The sequence below is a fragment of the Mycobacterium sp. genome (assembly GCF_035697385.1).
Classification (GTDB): Bacteria; Actinomycetota; Actinomycetes; order Mycobacteriales; family Mycobacteriaceae; genus Mycobacterium.
Genome location: NZ_DASSCY010000201.1, coordinates 52,777 through 69,896 on the forward strand (window position 1 = coordinate 52,777; position 17,120 = coordinate 69,896).

At 65.7% G+C, this 17,120-nt stretch carries 18 protein-coding genes; 11 read left to right on the top strand and 7 right to left on the bottom strand.

Annotated elements, in window-relative coordinates:
• Positions 1–10 precede the first annotated feature (10 nt).
• Positions 11–1,084 (bottom strand): redox-regulated ATPase YchF, encoded by a 1,074-nt coding sequence (ychF, locus tag VFH65_RS16580; protein ID WP_353322891.1) that lies wholly within the window; start codon positions 1,082–1,084, stop codon positions 11–13.
• 84 nt (positions 1,085–1,168) lie between these two features.
• Here ychF and VFH65_RS16585 point away from each other — a divergent pair, with 84 nt between their 5' ends.
• A complete protein-coding gene (locus tag VFH65_RS16585; protein WP_353322893.1) occupies positions 1,169–2,206 on the top strand; it encodes a DUF6542 domain-containing protein in 1,038 nt (345 codons plus the stop codon).
• Here VFH65_RS16585 and VFH65_RS16590 read toward each other — a convergent pair.
• Entirely contained in the window at positions 2,203–3,924 is a 1,722-nt protein-coding gene (locus VFH65_RS16590) for a penicillin-binding transpeptidase domain-containing protein (RefSeq protein ID WP_353322943.1), read from the bottom strand. The two genes, VFH65_RS16585 and VFH65_RS16590, sit on opposite strands and share 4 nt — an antisense overlap.
• 86 nt (positions 3,925–4,010) lie before the next feature.
• Positions 4,011–5,012, bottom strand: a complete 1,002-nt coding sequence (locus VFH65_RS16595; protein WP_353322894.1) for a 4-hydroxy-3-methylbut-2-enyl diphosphate reductase — start codon at positions 5,010–5,012, stop codon at positions 4,011–4,013.
• Between the two features lie 54 nt (positions 5,013–5,066).
• On the opposite strand from VFH65_RS16595, the gene VFH65_RS16600 reads away from it, so the two are divergent.
• The 4 genes from VFH65_RS16600 to VFH65_RS16615 are packed head-to-tail and all read left to right on the top strand — an operon-like array spanning position 5,067 to position 8,247.
• Complete coding sequence (locus VFH65_RS16600; RefSeq protein ID WP_353322895.1) at positions 5,067–5,630, top strand: lipid droplet-associated protein; 564 nt, start codon at positions 5,067–5,069, stop codon at positions 5,628–5,630.
• Positions 5,627–6,862 carry an exodeoxyribonuclease VII large subunit gene (xseA, locus tag VFH65_RS16605; RefSeq protein ID WP_353322897.1) on the top strand — a complete coding sequence of 412 codons (1,236 nt, stop codon included), beginning with the start codon at positions 5,627–5,629 and terminating at the stop codon, positions 6,860–6,862. Before VFH65_RS16600 ends, xseA begins: the two co-directional genes overlap by 4 nt.
• A complete protein-coding gene (locus tag VFH65_RS16610; protein WP_353322898.1) occupies positions 6,859–7,071 on the top strand; it encodes an exodeoxyribonuclease VII small subunit in 213 nt (70 codons plus the stop codon). Before xseA ends, VFH65_RS16610 begins: the two co-directional genes overlap by 4 nt.
• Before the next feature lie 51 nt (positions 7,072–7,122).
• Entirely contained in the window at positions 7,123–8,247 is a 1,125-nt protein-coding gene (locus VFH65_RS16615) for a 3-beta-hydroxysteroid dehydrogenase (RefSeq protein ID WP_353322900.1), read from the top strand.
• A gap of 25 nt (positions 8,248–8,272) precedes the next feature.
• Here the strand turns inward: VFH65_RS16615 and VFH65_RS16620 are convergent, their stop codons facing one another.
• Positions 8,273–8,551 (bottom strand): DUF1876 domain-containing protein, encoded by a 279-nt coding sequence (locus VFH65_RS16620; protein WP_353322901.1) that lies wholly within the window; start codon positions 8,549–8,551, stop codon positions 8,273–8,275.
• A 59-nt stretch (positions 8,552–8,610) separates the two neighbouring features.
• Positions 8,611–9,069: a DUF5994 family protein gene (locus VFH65_RS16625; RefSeq protein ID WP_353322903.1), complete on the bottom strand. Its 459-nt coding sequence runs from the start codon at positions 9,067–9,069 to the stop codon at positions 8,611–8,613.
• Between the two features lie 407 nt (positions 9,070–9,476).
• On the opposite strand from VFH65_RS16625, the gene VFH65_RS16630 reads away from it, so the two are divergent.
• Genes VFH65_RS16630 through VFH65_RS16640 form a run of 3 tightly spaced genes read left to right on the top strand, consistent with a single transcriptional unit; the run spans position 9,477 to position 12,806 of the window.
• Positions 9,477–11,021, top strand: coding sequence for an arylsulfatase (locus VFH65_RS16630; RefSeq protein WP_353322905.1), 1,545 nt, complete (start codon positions 9,477–9,479; stop codon positions 11,019–11,021).
• A gap of 2 nt (positions 11,022–11,023) precedes the next feature.
• Entirely contained in the window at positions 11,024–11,935 is a 912-nt protein-coding gene (locus VFH65_RS16635; protein ID WP_353322907.1) for an HAD family hydrolase, read from the top strand.
• Positions 11,928–12,806: a formylglycine-generating enzyme family protein gene (locus VFH65_RS16640; protein ID WP_353322908.1), complete on the top strand. Its 879-nt coding sequence runs from the start codon at positions 11,928–11,930 to the stop codon at positions 12,804–12,806. Before VFH65_RS16635 ends, VFH65_RS16640 begins: the two co-directional genes overlap by 8 nt.
• A gap of 73 nt (positions 12,807–12,879) precedes the next feature.
• Here VFH65_RS16640 and VFH65_RS16645 read toward each other — a convergent pair whose 3' ends face one another.
• Positions 12,880–13,341 carry an SRPBCC family protein gene (locus VFH65_RS16645; RefSeq protein WP_353322910.1) on the bottom strand — a complete coding sequence of 154 codons (462 nt, stop codon included), beginning with the start codon at positions 13,339–13,341 and terminating at the stop codon, positions 12,880–12,882.
• Positions 13,342–13,424: 83 nt separating this feature from the next.
• On the opposite strand from VFH65_RS16645, the gene VFH65_RS16650 reads away from it, so the two are divergent.
• Genes VFH65_RS16650 through VFH65_RS16660 form a run of 3 tightly spaced genes read left to right on the top strand, consistent with a single transcriptional unit; the run spans position 13,425 to position 16,307 of the window.
• Positions 13,425–14,198 (top strand): SDR family NAD(P)-dependent oxidoreductase, encoded by a 774-nt coding sequence (locus VFH65_RS16650; protein ID WP_353322912.1) that lies wholly within the window; start codon positions 13,425–13,427, stop codon positions 14,196–14,198.
• The gene (locus VFH65_RS16655) at positions 14,195–15,025 is read left to right on the top strand and encodes an SDR family NAD(P)-dependent oxidoreductase (protein ID WP_353322914.1); all 831 of its coding nucleotides are present in this window, start codon (positions 14,195–14,197) and stop codon (positions 15,023–15,025) included. The genes VFH65_RS16650 and VFH65_RS16655 overlap by 4 nt, the downstream gene beginning before the upstream one ends.
• Before the next feature lie 52 nt (positions 15,026–15,077).
• Positions 15,078–16,307 (top strand): AI-2E family transporter, encoded by a 1,230-nt coding sequence (locus VFH65_RS16660; RefSeq protein ID WP_353322944.1) that lies wholly within the window; start codon positions 15,078–15,080, stop codon positions 16,305–16,307.
• On the opposite strand, the gene VFH65_RS16665 is transcribed toward VFH65_RS16660, so the two are convergent.
• Positions 16,288–17,115 (bottom strand): dienelactone hydrolase family protein, encoded by an 828-nt coding sequence (locus VFH65_RS16665; protein WP_353322915.1) that lies wholly within the window; start codon positions 17,113–17,115, stop codon positions 16,288–16,290. The genes VFH65_RS16660 and VFH65_RS16665 overlap by 20 nt on opposite strands.
• Between the last annotated feature and the right edge of the window lie 5 nt (positions 17,116–17,120).

The window sequence follows — 17,120 nt, forward strand, 5'->3', positions numbered from 1 at the left end:
ACCGTGACGACTACACGTTGAAGCGAAACTCCACCACGTCGCCGTCGGCCATGACGTAATCCTTGCCCTCCATCCGGACCTTGCCCGCGGCCTTGGCTGCGGCCATCGACCCGGCCTCGACCAGGTCGTCGAACGACACGATCTCGGCCTTGATGAAACCCTTCTCGAAGTCGGTGTGGATGACACCAGCGGCCTTCGGCGCCGTGTCGCCCTGGTGAATTGTCCAGGCGCGCGACTCTTTTGGGCCAGCGGTCAGGAACGTCTGCAGACGCAGCGTGTGAAAGCCCGCCCGCGCCAGCGCATCCAGTCCGCGTTCGGTCTGGCCGATCGACTCGAGCAATTCGGCCGCCGACTCGTCGTCCAGCTCCTGCAGCTCAGCCTCGATCTTCGCGTCCAGGAACACTGCATCCGCCGGCGCGACCAGCTCCCGCAGCGCCGCCACCCGAGCGTCGTCGGTCAGCACCGCCTCATCGGCGTTGAACACATACAGGAACGGCTTGGTGGTCAGCAGGTTCAACTCACGCAGCGCCGAAACATCAACTCCCGCCGCGAACAGTGTCTTGTCGCCGTTGAGAATCTCCTGCGCCGCCACCGCAGTCTCATGCACCGGCCGCCTGTCCTTGTTGGTACGGGCTTCCTTCTCCAGCCGCGGCAGCGCCCTCTCGAGTGTCTGCAGATCCGCGAGGATCAGCTCCGTCTCGATCACCTCGATATCGGACTTGGGATCGATCCTGCCGTCGACGTGTGCGACGTCGTCATCGGTGAAAACCCGCACCACCTGGCAAATCGCATCGCTCTCGCGGATGTTGGCCAGGAACTTGTTGCCAAGACCAGCGCCCTCGGACGCGCCCTTGACGATGCCTGCGATGTCCACGAACGTCACCGGCGCAGGCACGATCTTTTCCGAGTCAAACATCTTCGAGAGCTCGGCCAACCGCGAGTCGGGCAGCGGCACGACACCCTCGTTCGGCTCGATCGTCGCGAACGGATAGTTAGCCGCCAGCACGTTGTTGCGCGTCAACGCGTTGAACAGCGTCGACTTTCCGACATTCGGCAATCCGACGATTCCTAGGTTCATGCCCACAGGGTCCAGAGTGTAGGAGACTGTGACGGGCTCGCCAGAATCGCGCTGACGGCTACTTTTACCTAGAGCCGGTACGGTCTACCTGTGTCAGCACAGCGTGCACGGTCGGCGGTGACGGCCGACCATCGCTCTGCGCACCCCAACTTTCCGGGTGTCCCGTGGTGGGGTGCTGTGCTGGTCGCCGTCACGGCGACCGCCATCGGCTTTGCTTATGACGCCGGTTCCGGTGCCAAAGAACTCAGCCTGGTTTTCGCGGCGTCGTACATGGTCGGCTGCATCGTCGCAGTTCTCGCGGTGCGGCAGAGCGGCGTCTTCACCGCGGTCATCCAGCCCCCGCTCATCCTGTTCGTCGCGGTGCCGACCGCGTACTTCCTGTTCCACGGCGCCGCGTTCACCGGTGTCAAGGACGCGCTGATCAACTTCGGCTATCCGCTCATTGAGCGGTTCCCAGTGATGTTTTTCACCTCGGCCGCCGTGCTGATTATCGGGATGGCGCGATGGTATTTCGGCATGTCGACGCGACGTGCGACACCGGGTACAACGGCCAAGGAGGCGACGAGCTCCAGCTTGACGTCGAAGGTGTCGTCGCTGCTGTCTCGGGAGCCTGCCGAAGAAGAAGACGAGGCCGTCGAGTCCCCGACTCGCAAGCACTCCATCGAGCGGTCCAGCCGCCGTGCAACGAAGCCTGCCGCTGACCAATCCACCCGCGCCGGCCGACCCACCAAGCGCGCCAGGCCTCCGCAGTCACGGCACGCGCGCCCTCCGGAAACGGAACTCATCGAACCGGTCGTCGAACGTCCCCGCCGGCCTCGCTCAGCCCGGCAGACCGAGCCACCGCCTGTGCCTCCCGCCGAACCGCGGCGCCGGCCACGCACCTCGTCGACCCGAGAGCCCCGGAAAAGGGTGCCGCCCGCCGACCGCCGCATCCCCAACGAGCGCACCGAACGTCGCCGCCGCTACGACGACTACCAGCCGTCCGAACCCCACGGCACCAACGGCAACAGCACCCATCACCCCGTCTCGCGGGTGCGCTACCGCGGCGACGTGGACGACGCTGAGAATCGCACCCCCCGGCGGGCCCGACGCGATCGCGAACCCGAACGCTGGGAGTACGACATCTAACTCGGCGCGCGCAGGAATCGGCCGGCGGCGTCCACCGCAGGCGCAGAACTGCCGGCATCGCTGATGAACACCGCCAGTGCCAGGTCGCCGCTGATGCCGACGAACCAGCCATGAGCGTGCTGGTCGTCGATGTATTCGGCGGTGCCCGTCTTGCCCAACATGTCGGGAATGTCCTGCAACTGGGACGCGGTGCCGCCCGTGACGGTCTCCCGCATCATCGCCTTCACCTGGTCGGCGACGGTCGCGGGCAGCGGATCCAGGGTGCGGTCGGGCTTTCCGGGTTGTCCCGCAACGATCGTCGGCGACGGCACCGAGCCGTGTGCCAGCGCCGCGGCCACCAGCGCCATACCGAACGGTGACGCGGTCACCTGACCCTGCCCTATCCCCTCTTCCACCCGAAGCGCTGGCGTGTCGGCGACGGGCACGCTTCCGGTGACGGTCGTCATGCCGGGGGCCGTGTAATCGATCCCCAGGCCCAGCGCAGCGGCCGCCTTCGTCAGGCCGTCAGGCGGCAGATTGACCGCCAGGCGCCCCATCGTGGTGTTGCACGACCGCGCGAACGCCGTGTGCAGCGGCACCTCGCCAAGGTCGAAATTGTCGTCGTTGGGGATCTGGCGGCCCTCGATGTTCTCCGTGCCGGGATAGGGCAGCACCCTGTCGGGCGTGACCTGGCCGGCCTGCAGAGCGGCCGAGACGGTCACCGTCTTGAACGTCGACCCTGGCGGGTACAGGCCCGTCAGCGCAATCGGGCCCTGGGCATCGGCCGCGGCGTTCTGCGCGACGGCCAGCACGTCGCCCGTCGACGGCTGGATCGCGACGATCGCCGCTGGAGTCGCAATGGACGCCAACGCCTCCTCCCCCGCGCGCAGCATGCCGCTGTCGAGCGTGCTCGCGATGTCGCCGACGGGTTTTGGGTCCTGCCCGCCGACACGCTTGAGGCCTGCGGCGGTCTGCGCGTTCACTGCCCAGCCGCCGGCATCGTCGGTGCGCTGCTGCCAGAGATCCGAGAGCCCGGACAGCGCCGGGGAGGTGAGGGTCTTATCGGTGGCCAGCAGCCTGGTTTGCGGCGCCAGCGTGACGTTCGGCAGCTCCGACAGCGGCGCCTCGATGGGCGCCAGGTCGTCGGGGCGCAGGGTGACCGCGGTGATCGGCTGGCCGCCCGCAGCGGCGAGATCCGACTGCAATGAGTCCGCGGTGATACCGGAAGCCACCGGGTTCACCAGTGCCGCAACGGCATTCAGGTCAGCGCCTGGTGAAACGTTGACCAGCGTGACCACGTGCTGGGTCAGCAGTTCCTCGCCGGTGCGGTCCAGCACCCTTGCCGCTGGGTCCGGGGCGAGCGTGCTGTACGACAGCGGGCCGGCGTCCAGACCGGGCGCGACGGTCGCCGGATTCCACGCGATCTTCCAGTTGTCCCCGTCCGCGGTGGCGTTGCCGGTGGTGGCGTAGGTCCACTGGTTACGGCCGTCCTGGAACTTCCACGTCGCTTTGAGGCTGAATGTCGCTGCGTTGTCTTGGCGCTCGACCGAGCCGACCTCGAAATGCACGTCTTTGCCGAGACTGTCGAACAGCTTGCCGACGGTGTCCGACGCCTTCGCCGCATCGGACGTGACGGCGGCGGCCGCAGATGCGTCACCGCGGCTGAGCGCGTCGGCGAAGCTCTGCACCGCGCTGTTCAGCCGGTCTTCGGAATCCGAGCAACCGGCTAGCACCAGCATGAGCGTCGCGACCAGCGCGATCAGCGAACGTGAAGCTATTGCGCTGTTTTGCAACGTTTTTCGCAGTGGGTTCACGCTCGACGAGGCTACGCGCGCGCCGGGCGGATCTCCCTTGGCAGTGCGAACACCAGCGTCTCGTTGGCCGTCGTCACCGGCTGCACCACGTCATAGCCGTAATCGGCCAGGCGTTCGAGCACACCGCGCACCAGGATCTCGGGCACCGAGGCGCCGGACGTGACGCCGACCGTCCTCACCCCGGAAAGCCAGGCCGGGTCGATGTCGTCGGCGTAGTCCACCAGATGAGCGGCCTGTGAGCCGGCGCCGAGCGCCACCTCGACCAGCCGCACCGAGTTCGACGAGTTGCGCGACCCCACGACGATCACCAGCTCGCACTCCGGCGCCATCGCCTTGACCGCGACCTGGCGGTTCTGCGTGGCGTAGCAGATGTCGTCGCTCGGCGGATCTTGCAGCGTCGGGAACTTCTCGCGCAGCCGACGCACCGTCTCCATCGTCTCGTCGACGCTCAGCGTGGTCTGCGACAGCCAGATCACCTTGTTCTCGTCGCGGACGGTGACCTTCTCGACCGCCTCCGGTCCGTCGACCAGCTGCACGTGATCGGGCGCCTCCCCCGCGGTGCCGACGACCTCCTCGTGACCCTCGTGGCCGATCAGCAGGATGTCGTAGTCGTCGCGGGCGAACCGCTTGGCCTCGTTGTGCACCTTGGTGACCAGCGGGCAGGTGGCGTCGATGACCTTGAGATTGCGCTCGGCGGCGGTCTGGTGGACGGTCGGGGCGACGCCATGCGCGGAGAACACGACGATCGAGCCCTCGGGCACCTCTTCGTTGTCCTCGACGAAGATCGCGCCGGCCTTCGCCAGGGTCTCCACGACGTGGCGGTTGTGCACGATCTCGTGACGGACGTAGACAGGCGCACCGTGCTTCTCCAGCGCACGCTCCACCGTTTCGACGGCCCGATCGACGCCGGCGCAGTACCCCCGCGGCTCGGCGAGCAGCACACGCTTGCCGGTAACGCCACCGGTGACCGAGCTCGTGGCGCCCGGAATCCCCATGTTGATTGTCGGCGGCATGGCTTCCAGGGTACGGGCCTACAACGCGCAGCAGCCAGCCGTAGGCTGAACGCCATGGCAACTGCACCGTACGGGGTCCGTCTGCTGGTGGGTGCCGCAGCGACCGCCATCGAGGAAACCCGCAAGCTTCCGCAGACCATCCTGATGTACCCGATGACCATCGCGAGTCAGGTTGCGCACCTCGTCATGAAGGTGCAGCAGGACGTGGCGGACCTGGTCATCAAGGGCGACGAGACCCTCGACACTCTGTTCCCGCCGAAGGATGAGCAGCCCGAGTGGGCCACCTTCGACGAGGACATCGACGACGGACAGGCCCGGCCGGGAACAGACGGCGAACGTCGCACCGAGGGCCGCTTCGCGCTGTTCACCGGCGGTGAGCCGGACACCTCGAACGACGATCCGGCGGCGAAGGAGGCCAAGCTCGCCGAGGCCGACCCGCCCGACATCGTCGTGGAGCTGGATTACGAATCGTTGACGCTGGCACAGCTTCGGGCCCGGCTGTCGTCGCTGCGGGTCGCCGATTTGGAGGCCCTGCTGGCCTACGAAGGCGCCACCAAGTCACGCGCGCCGTTCCAGACCCTGCTGGCCAACAGGATCACCCGCGCGACCGCCAAGTGACCTCGTCCGCTCCGCCGAACTCCGCCGAGAATCCCTGGCCCGTTCGTGCCGTGGCCATCAGGGTGGCGGGCTGGATCGACAAACTCGGCACCGTCTGGGTCGAGGGCCAGCTGACCGAACTGAAGGTGCGGCCCGATTCCAAGACGGTCTTCATGGTGCTGCGCGACCCGGCCGCCGACATGTCGCTGTCGCTCACCTGCCCGCGCGACCTCGTGCACAACGCGCCGGTCAAGCTATCGGAGGGCGTGCAGGTGGTGGTGTGCGGCAAGCCGACGTTCTACACCGGCCGTGGCTCGTTTTCCTTGCGGGTCAGCGAGATTCGCGCGGTCGGCATCGGCGAGCTGCTGGCCCGCATCGAGCGGCTGCGCCAACTCCTGCACGCCGAGGGGCTGTTCGACCCGCGGCTCAAGCGGCCGATCCCGTTTCTGCCCGACACCATCGGCCTGATCACCGGACGCGCGTCCGCCGCCGAACGTGACGTGATGACGGTGGCCACCGGACGCTGGCCCGCCGTGCGATTCGCGGTGCGCAACACCGTAGTCCAGGGACCCAACGCCGTCGCGCAGGTCGTCGAGGCGCTGCGGGAGTTGGACCGCGACGCGGGCGTTGACGTGATCGTGATCGCCCGCGGTGGCGGCAGCGTCGAGGACCTGCTGCCGTTCTCCGACGAGACGCTGTGCCGCGCGATCGCCGCGTGCACCACGCCGGTGGTGAGCGCCGTTGGCCATGAACCCGACAACCCGCTGTGCGACCTCGTCGCCGACCTGCGCGCGGCCACCCCGACCGACGCCGCCAAGCGCATCGTCCCCGACGCCGCGGCCGAGCAGGCGCTCGTCTCCGATCTGCGCCGCCGCAGCGCGCGGGCCCTTCGCAACTGGGTGCACCGCGAGCAGCACACCCTGTCGGCGCTGCGCAGCCGGCCCGTGCTGGCCCAGCCGCTGGCCGCCCTGACCGCCAGGGCCGACGAAATCCACCGGGCCCGCGCCGCCGCCCGTCGCGACATCACCCGGCTTGTGGCCGCCGAGGCCGACCGGATCGGACACTTGTCGGCGCGGCTGTCCACACTGGGGCCTGCGGCCACGCTGGAGCGCGGTTACGCCGTCGTGCAGGCGGTCCCCGACTCCGGCGAGCCCGTGGTCCTGCGGACGACGGACCACGCGCCTGCGGGCACCCGGCTGCGGGTCAGGGTCGCCGACGGAGCCATCACCGCGGTCAGCGAGGGTAGAGAATGAAGCCTATTAGTGAACTGGGGTACGAAGAGGCCCGCGACGAGCTGATTGAGGTCGTGCAACGGCTCGAGCAGGGCGGACTTGACTTGGACGCGTCGCTCAAACTGTGGGAAAGAGGTGAAGAGCTGGCTAAATGCTGCGAACAGCATTTAGCTGGCGCCCGCAAGAGAGTCGAGGATGCACTGGCCGCCAAGGAGCCGGAAGAAGGTTGAGTTCGAAACGAGTTTCTGCGAAGAGACTCGAAATTGAAACACGTTTCAATTATGCTCGCCGGCATGGGTGACTCAACGCTGACCACCGATCTTGGCCGGGTGCTCGTCACGGGAGGCTCCGGCTTCGTCGGCGCCAACCTGGTGAGCGAACTGCTCGACCGCGGGCATGAGGTCCGCTCGTTCGACCGTGCCCCCTCCCCGCTGCCTGCTCACCCGCGGCTGCAGGTGATCGAAGGCGACATCTGCGACGAGGACACCGTGGCCGGCGCCGTCGACGGCATCGACACGATCATCCACACCGCGGCCATCATCGATCTGATGGGCGGCGCGTCGGTCACCGAGGAGTACCGGCGGCGAAGCTTCGCGGTCAACGTCGACGGCACGAAGAACCTGGTGCATGCCGCACAGATCGCCGGGGTGAAGCGGTTCGTGTACACCGCATCCAACAGCGTTGTGATGGGTGGCGAGAAAATCTCCGGCGGCGACGAAACTCTGCCCTACACAAAGCGATTCAACGATCTTTACACCGAGACCAAGGTGGTCGCTGAGCGATTCGTGTTGTCACAGAACGGCGTTGACGACCTGCTTACGTGTTCCATCCGGCCCAGCGGCATCTGGGGCCGCGGTGATCAGACGATGTTCCGCAAGGTTTTCGAGAACGTGCTGGCGGGCCACATCAAGGTGTTGGTCGGCAGCAAGCGCGTCAAGCTCGATAACTCTTACGTACACAACCTGATTCACGGCTTCATCCTTGCCGCGGAGCATCTGGTTCCCGGCGGAACCGCACCCGGGCAGGCGTACTTCATCAACGACGGCGAGCCGATCAACATGTTCGAGTTCTCGCGGCCGGTGGTCGAGGCGTGCGGACAACCGTGGCCGAAGCTCTGGGTGTCCGGACGGCTGGTGAAGTTCATTATGACAGTGTGGCAGTGGTTCCACTTCCGCTTCGGCCTGCCCAAACCGCTGCTGGAACCCCTTGCGGTGGAACGGCTTTACCTCGACAACTACTTCTCGATCGCCAAGGCTCAGCGCGACCTCGGATACCAGCCCCTGTTCACCACCGAACAGGCGATGGCCGAATGCCTGCCCTACTACGTCGACCTCTTCCACCAGATGAAGGCCGAAGCGACGCCGCACGCGGTCACCCTGGTCACCGAAGAGCCTGCAGTGGGCTGAGCGCCCCTCCGCTTGGCCGAACGCCTCAGCGGTAGAGGTGCACCGGCCGGTGGGTCGTCTGCTCGATCCGCGACGACGCGCTTTGCAGCAGCTCGGTGCCCAGCGCGATCAGGCCCCTGGCCGCGGCAATCTCCTCGCCGATCATCGGCTGGCTGCTGTCCTTGGGGTTGCGGTAGGCATCGCCACGGGCGGTCAGTGTGTCGTCGTCGCCCCGCTTGGCGCGCACCGTCGCATGCGTGTGGGTTTCGTCCTCGTCGAACTCGACCTCGACGTGCCACTTGTGGTCCAGATTCTTGTCGTACATCGCCATCACCTTCCCTTTACCAGGGTGCGCCGCAAGCTAGCGGTCGACAAGAGGCAGGCTTATCTGGCCTCGGAGGCCCCGGCAGCGGTCGCCGATTGCCGGATGAGCGTCCGCAGCACGGGCACGCTCATCGGTTGTGTGCCGTCGCTGACCGCGCGCAGGATGTGCAGCGCGGCGTCACTGCGGGTGGCGGGTGGCACGACGTAGAGCACGGCGTTGCGCGCGTGCGTGCCGACGAGGTAGATCGTGTCGCGCGAGACCATTGCGTAGGGGTCGACGGAGATCACGGCGGTACCCCGGATGATCCGCGACGGTGCATGCGGCCACATCGAAGGGTCGTATACGACGCGATGTACCGGGCCGACCACCAAACCAAGAACGGCGACGAGGTCGGGCAGCTGCGTCCTCAGATCGGAGTTGCTGGGCCACCACGCGCCGTCGACGGCGCCGGGAAGGGTAGAACGCTCACACAACGCCAACCGGGCCGCACCTGAGGTCTGGGACGCGATTTGCACCATTAGAGGTGCTCCCGTCAGCTATAAGAGCAATCGCAGACGGTAACCGAAGTTGCGGACACGCGACAAACCTACGATTCATCAAGGATAGCCCACGGCCCTGTATGCACCGGCGCCTCACCGCGGCACCAATCGTGCGATACGTCGAATCAAAAGGGCCACAAAGCATTTATCGAACTCGATCAAATGCACGCCGAAATGGGCGCCAACTCGTGGCATCGACTAGGAAAAGTAGTCGAAATGGCGGGAAAATCAACCTCTTGCACTAGCTCACCGGAGAGCTCGGACCGCTTTGTCGACCACATTCCTCGAGAGGTTCGAGAATTTCCGCCGCGACGTCAACCGGCAAGCTCTAGCGTCGAGGAAGCCGACGAGAAGCTGCGCAAGATTCCTAGCAAAGGACTAAGACCATGCCTGATTCCAAGCCCAATATCCTGGTCATCTGGGGCGACGACATCGGGATCTCGAACCTGAGTTGTTACAGCAGGGGGATGATGGGTTACTTCACGCCCAACATTGACCGGATCGCCGATGAGGGAATGCTTTTCACCGATTCCTACGGTGAGCAGAGCTGCACCGCCGGTCGTTCGTCCTTCATCACCGGCCAGAGCGTCTACCGCACCGGGATGAGCAAGGTGGGGATGCCCGGCATGGATATCGGACTGCAGAACGAAGATCCGACGATCGCCGAGCTGCTCAAGCCTCTGGGGTACGCGACCGGCCAATTCGGCAAGAACCACCTCGGTGACCTCAACAAGTACTTGCCCACTGCGCACGGGTTCGACGAGTTCTTCGGCAACCTCTATCACCTCAACGCCGAGGAGGAACCCGAGAACGCGGATTACCCCACCGAGGCAGAGGCGCCGATATTGCGCAGAGCCCTGCTCCCGCGTGGTGTCATCCACTCTTGGGCCACCGATGAAGACTCTGGCGAGGTGGACGATCGCTACGGCCCGGTGGGAAAGCAGCGGATCGAGGACACCGGACCGCTGACCAAGAAGCGGATGGAGACTATCGACGACGAGACCACCGGCGCCTGTGTCGATTTCATCCGGCGCCAGCATGAAGCCGAAACGCCGTTCTTTGTGTGGATGAACATGACGCACATGCACTTCCGGACCCACACCAAGCCGGAGAGTCTCGGCCAGTCCGGTCGGTGGCAGTCGCCCTACCACGACACGATGATCGACCACGACCGCAATGTTGGTCAGCTGCTTGACCTTGTCGACGAACTCGGGATCGCCGAGGACACCATCGTCATCTACAGCACCGACAACGGCCCACACGCGAACAGCTGGCCAGACGGCGCGACCACGCCGTTCCGCAGCGAGAAGGCCACCAACTGGGAAGGCGCGTTCCGAATCCCCGAGATGATCCGCTGGACCGGCAAGATCAAGCCCCGCTCGGTGTCGAACGAAATTGTGCAGCACCATGATTGGCTGCCGACATTCTTGGCCGCCGCCGGCGAACCGGACATCGTCGACAAACTCAAGAAGGGCCACAAGGCCGGAGATATGACCTACAAGGTCCACATCGACGGCTACAACCTGCTGCCGTACCTGACCGGTGACGTGGACAAGAGCCCACGGCGCGGAATGATCTACTTCTCCGACGACTGCGACGTGCTGGGGATCCGCGCGGAGAACTGGAAGGTGGTCTTCCAAGAGCAGCGGTGTCAGGGCACCCTCCAGATCTGGTTCGAACCGTTCACGCCGCTGCGCGCCCCGAAGTTGTTCAACCTGCGCACAGACCCATTCGAGCGCGCAGACATCACGTCAAACACCTACTGGGACTGGGTGATCGATCGCATCTACCTCGTGTTGTACGGCTCGGCGATCGCGACGCAGTTCCTTGAGACGTTCAAGGAGTTCCCCCCGCGCCAGGAACCGGCGACGTTCACCATCAACCACGCGGTGGAAGAACTGAACAAGTTCCTGGCCTCCCGAGGCGGCTGACCGTGGCAGAACTGCAATCATGGGCCACCGGCACCACGACGTCGGCGATCGTCGACTTCGTGGCACGCGTGACCACCGAGGGGCCGGACTTCGTCGAGCCCGAAGCACGTGTCGCCGTCTTCGACAACGACGGCACCCTGTGGTGTGAGAAGCCGGCGTACATCCAGCTGTACTTCATCGTCTACCGGCTGGCGGAGAAGGCGGCGGCCGTCCCGTCGCTGCGCGAAGAGCAGCCATTTCGAGCAGCAGCCGACGGCGATATGAACTGGTTCGGCGCCGCCGTCACCAAGCACTACCAGGGCGACGACAGCGACATGAATACCCTCATGTTCGCCGCTCTGTCATTGCACGATTCGGTATCCGTGGATCAATTCGCCGAGCTGGTGGCAGCGTTCTTCGACCGTGCAAAGCATCCGACGCTGGGCAGGCTCTATCGCGACTGCACCTATGCACCGATGGTGGAATTGCTGCGCTATCTGGAGGCCAACGACTTCACGTGCTACATCGTCTCGGGCGGCGGCCGTGACTTCATGCGACCGATCACCAGCGCCATCTACGGCATCCCGCCGGAGCGTGTGATTGGCAGCGCTCAGGCGCTGCGCTTCGTGGGCCGCGACGGCGACGGCGAGTTGCTCATCACGCCCGCGCTGGACATCTTCGACGACGGGCCCGAAAAGCCCGTTCGCATCTGGAGCCGCATGGGGCGACGGCCCATCGTCGCCGTCGGCAACTCCAACGGCGACGACGAGATGTTGCAGTACTGCCGCGGCTTGCGGCTGTTGGTGCTGCACGACGATGCGGAGCGCGAATTCGATTACACCGCAGGGGCAGAACGTGCGCTTGAGCACGCTGATCAGTACGGCTGGACGGTCGTCAGCATGAAGAACGACTGGACATGCGTCTTCAGTGACTGACGACTTCGCCTGGATACCCGCGCAGACCGCGACCCTGGGATCCGATCAGCACTACCCCGAGGAGGGGCCCGCTCGTCCCGTGACCGTGGACGGATTCTGGATACAGACCGTGCAGGTGACGAACGTGCAGTTCACCGAATTCGTCGCTGCGACAGGCTATCTCACCGTGGCCGAGCGGCCACTGAACCCGGTTGACTACCCCGACGCACCGGCTGAGAACCTGCAGCCGGGTTCCATGGTGTTCACCCGCACGACGGGCCCGGTCGATCTGCGGCACCTGAACCTGTGGTGGACCTGGACGCCAGGCGCATCGTGGCAACATCCGGTTGGCCCGCACTCGTCGATCGACAAGCGAGCAGACCACCCGGTGGTGCATGTCGCCTATGAGGACGCCGAGGCGTACGCGGCCTGGGCCGGACTGTCACTGCCGACCGAAGCGGAGTGGGAGACCGCCGCCCGGGGCGGACTCGAGCACGCAACGTACACGTGGGGTGACGAACCGGAGCAGCAGGGCGAGCGGCTGGCCAACTACTGGCACGGCGACTTCCCGTGGCGTCCCGACCGCGGGTACGGCCGCACCAGTCCGGTCGGCAGCTTCCCTCCCAACGGCTATGGGTTGTTCGACATGGCGGGCAACGTGTGGGAGTGGACCACCGATTGGTACGTCGACACCCGCGCCGCCTCGTCGTGCTGCGAAGCGGACAGCTACGACCCGCGGCAGCCGCAGTTCCGGGTGCCCCGCAAGGTCGTCAAGGGCGGCTCGTTCCTGTGCGCCGACAATTACTGCCTGCGCTACCGGCCCGCCGCCCGCCGGCCGCAGCCCGTCGATACCGGTATGAGCCACATCGGCTTTCGCTGCGTCAAGCGCTGAACCCCCACCGCCGAAACGGTATTCCGGCAGAGAAAGTTCGAGAAGAGGCCTGCCGGAATACAGTTTCGGCGAATTAGGACTCGGCGGCTTCCTTGATCGCCCCCAGCGTCGCAGGGATGCCAGTTCGGGCCGATTCGCGACGATTCTCGATCTGCGCGTCAGCCTCGGCGCCCCACCGCTCGCGGAACCCGGCGATGCCAGGCGGCAGGAACTCCCACGACTCGGTGAGCCGGGTGCCGCCCTCATCGGGCTCGAACGTGTATCCCCAGCGGACCCAGCCGTTGTTGACCTCCCACGCAAACTCTCGACCGGGATCGGCGGCCACCACCTGACAACGGGTCTCCCACGTCCTCCCCGGGACCTCGTTGCGGCCGGTGAACCACGCGCCCACGCGCGGGCCGTCTCCCTCGTCCCACCAGCAGGCCCGGCAGATCGGGCTCCAGTCGCCCATCCTCGTCACATCCGACACCAGCGCATACAGCTCATTGGGTGTCGCGGCCACGGAAATCGATTCGGATATCTTCAAATCGGTCACGAGTCGAGTCTGCTCTATTGCACTTTCGGCCCGCGAGTGTGAAGTTGGAACACGTTCTACTTCGCCGTCGAAGGGCCCACCGGATGAGCAAAAGTAGTGAGCGCGTCGCCGTCGTCATCGGCGGCGCCTCCGGGATCGGGTGGGCGACGGCCCGCGCCCTTGCCCACGAAGGGTGCCGTGTCACGGTGGCCGACCGCAACGCCGGCGGCGCACGAAACCGGGCAGCCGAGCTGGGCGACCCGCACACCGCCGCGCACGTCGAGGTCACCGACGAGCAGTCGGTGCAACAGCTTTTCGACCAAACCGGGCCGCTCGACGTCGTGGTCAACTGCGCCGGGTTTTCCAACGTCGGCATGATCACCGACATGCCGGTCGACGAGTTTCGCTCGGTCGTCGACGTCTGCCTCACCGGCGCGTTCATCGTCGCCAAGCACGCCGGCCGCCACCTGACCGACGGCGGGGCGCTGGTGTCCATCAGCTCGCTGAACGGCCGCCAGCCCGCCGCAGGGATGAGCGCCTACTGCTCGGCCAAGGCCGGCCTTTCGATGCTCACCCAGGTCGCGGCATTGGAGTTCGGACCGCGCGGCATCCGGGTCAACGCCGTGGCGCCCGGGTTCGTCCACACCCCGCTCACCGAACCGGCCGCGTCGGTGCCTGGCGTCGTCGAGGATTATCTGGACAACACCGCGCTCGGCCGCGCAGGCACACCCGAGGACATCGCCGAGGCGGTGCTGTACCTGTGCTCACCGAAATCCTCCTGGCTGACCGGCGAGGTGCTCGACCTCAACGGCGGCGCGCACCTGAAACGCTATCCGGACCTCATGAGCCACGTCATGAAACTTGTGAACTCCCAATGAGTTTCGCAGGCAAGCAGGCGATCGTCACCGGGGCCGGTTCTGGCATCGGCGCGGCACTGTGCAGGGCACTTGTCAGCGCGGGCGCCGAAGTGGTCTGCACCGACATCGACGGTGACGCCGCCGCGCGCACCGCCGCCGCGCTTGGCACCGGCGCGCATGCGGCCCGCCTCGACGTGACCGACGCGGCCGCCGTGCAGTCGGCCGTCGACGAGGTGGTCAACCGCAGTGGCCGGCTGGACCTGTTGTTCAACAACGCCGGCATCGTATGGGGTGGCGATTCCGAGTTGCTCACGCTCGAGCAGTGGAACGCAATCATCGACGTCAACATCCGCGGCGTCGTGCACGGCGTAGCCGCGGCCTACCCGCTGATGGTCCGGCAGGGCCACGGCCACATCGTCAACACCGCGTCGATGGCCGGGCTCACCGCGGCCGGGCAGATCACCAGCTATGTGATGACAAAGCACGCCGTCGTCGGCCTGTCTCTGGCATTACGATCCGAGGCCGTCGCGCGCGGAGTCGGCGTGCTGGTCGTCTGCCCTTCCGCCGTCGAGACCCCCATCCTCGACAAGGGCGCCATCAACGGCTTCGTCGGCCGCGACTATTTCCTGCAGGGCCAGGGCGTCAAGACGGCCTACGACCCCGACCGCCTCGCGCGCGACACCCTTCGCGCCATCGAACGCAACAAGGCCGTGCTGGTGAAACCGCGACGCGCCCACGCCCAATGGGTGTTGGCCCGGCTCGCGCCAGGCCTGATGCAGCGCATGTCGGTCGGTTTCATCGAACGGCAGCGAGCCAGCCAGTCGAGGGCGCGCACAGAAATTCACTGAGCAAATCCCCTGTCAGGCCGCCCGACCTGACTACCGTCACATCGTGACCGGAATGAATACCGAATTCACAGTGACGCAGAAACGCGCCCTGGCCATCTTCACGGTGATCGCCGTGCTCTTCGGAGCGTATTTCCTGCGCGGCTACTTCATTCTGATCGTGGTCGCCGCCGTCGCTGCCTATCTGTTCAGCCCGCTGTTCGATCGGCTCAACAAGCGGCTCGGCACCGGCGCCTCGGCCACACTGACTCTGTTGGCGGCGATCGCCTGTGTCATCGTGCCTGCCAGTCTGGTGGTGATGCTGGCGGTCGTCCAGATCACCGACATGGTCAAGGGCGTCGCCGACTGGATCGCCAGGACCGACATGAGCGCGCTCGGCGACCGGGTGTTGAGCATCGCCAACGAGCTGATCGCCAGGGTGCCGTTCCTGGATATCAAGCTCACCCCCGAGTCGATCCAGCGCGGGGTGACCACTGTCGCCCAAGATGCCGGCCAGTGGGTGCTCGGCTTGTTGCAAGGCGCGGCAGGAGGCGTCGTCGGCGCGATCACCGCGGCAATCCTGTTCCTCTACGTGTTCATCTCGCTGCTGACCAACAAGGAACAAGTACAGACCCTGATTCGCCGGCTCAACCCGCTAGGCGAAGAGGTGACCGACCTCTATCTGGCCAAGATGGGCGCGATGGTGGGCGGCACCGTCAAGGGACAGTTCGTGATCGCCGTCTGTCAGGGTGTCGCGGGGGCGGCGTCGATCTACATCGCCGGCTTCCACGACGGATTCTTCATGTTCGCAATACTTTTGAGCGCGCTGTCCGTCATTCCGCTGGGCGGAGGCATCCTGAGCATTCCGTTCGGCATCGGAATGATTCTGTTCGGCAACGTGATCGGCGGCGTTTTCGTCATCGTCTTCCACATCGTCGTCGTGACGAACATCGACAACTTCTTGCGACCGATCCTGGTGCCGCGCACCGCACGCCTCGACTCGGCGCTGATGTTGCTGGCGGTGTTCGCCGGGATCGCGATGTTCGGCGCGTGGGGAATTGTCATCGGTCCGGTCATCATGATCGTCATCGTCACCACGATCAGCGTCTACCTGGCGGTTTACAAAGGGGTGCCGATAGACCAGCCCGATGAAGACGACAAGCGACCTCGACAGAGACGGCTGTTAGGATGGCTCACTCGCAGGGCCAGGCGAGCGGCGAAGCCGGAAGTGAGCAAGCCGGAACCGGACAAGGCGGACGCGGAAGCAGGCAAGCCGGGCCCGGAGGTTAACCCAAGCGCTCCGTGAGGAATTGGACGACGCGCTTGCGCGCCTCGTAGGCCGGGTGTAGTTCGACCTCGCGCACCTCCAAGGTCAGCACCGAGTGAGCCATCTTGCCGAAGCCGTGCTCATTGCCCTTCTTGGAGCTGATCTCGATCACCTCGAACGCGTCGCCGAGTCGCGCCTTGAGAGTCTTGAAGCGTGCGCCCGGCGCCAGGGGGTCTTCGCTGAACCGCAGGCCCAGCGCGCATAGACCATCGTTCTCGGCTCGCTGTTCGACGATCTTCAATTCGGCTTCGGACAAACCGGGATCGCTGCGCTGCTTCGCTGTTAATCCCAGCGGCAGTGACGGTTGGCTCAGTACCGGGGCGAGCACGCTGTCATCGACCGCGGCCGCCAGTGCGAAGCCGCCGCTCCAGCACTGGCCGATCACACCGACTCCCTTGCCCGGGGTCTTCTCGTTCAGATCGCGGGCCAGCGCACGCAGGTAGTGCGCCACCGGCCGGTCCGCGTTGGTGGCAAATGCGGCGAATTCCTTTGCCACACAACCACGCAGCATCACCGGCACCGCGCCCGGCCTGACGCCCCGTGCGCCCGGCGTGCCGTACAGCGAAGGACAAGCCACCGTGAATCCGTTGTCCACCAAGTAATTACCCAGCCCCAGCACGCCGGGGTGGATGCCAGGCATCTCGGGGATCAACACGACACCTGGGCCTTCGCCCTTGCGGTACACGTCGTAGGTGAAGCCGGCCGCGGTGAACGGCTCGGCGGTCCATCCGGTCAGGTCGGCTTCCGGAGCCGCCTCGGCGGCGCCATCAGATTTGCGCGAAGTCATGGTGT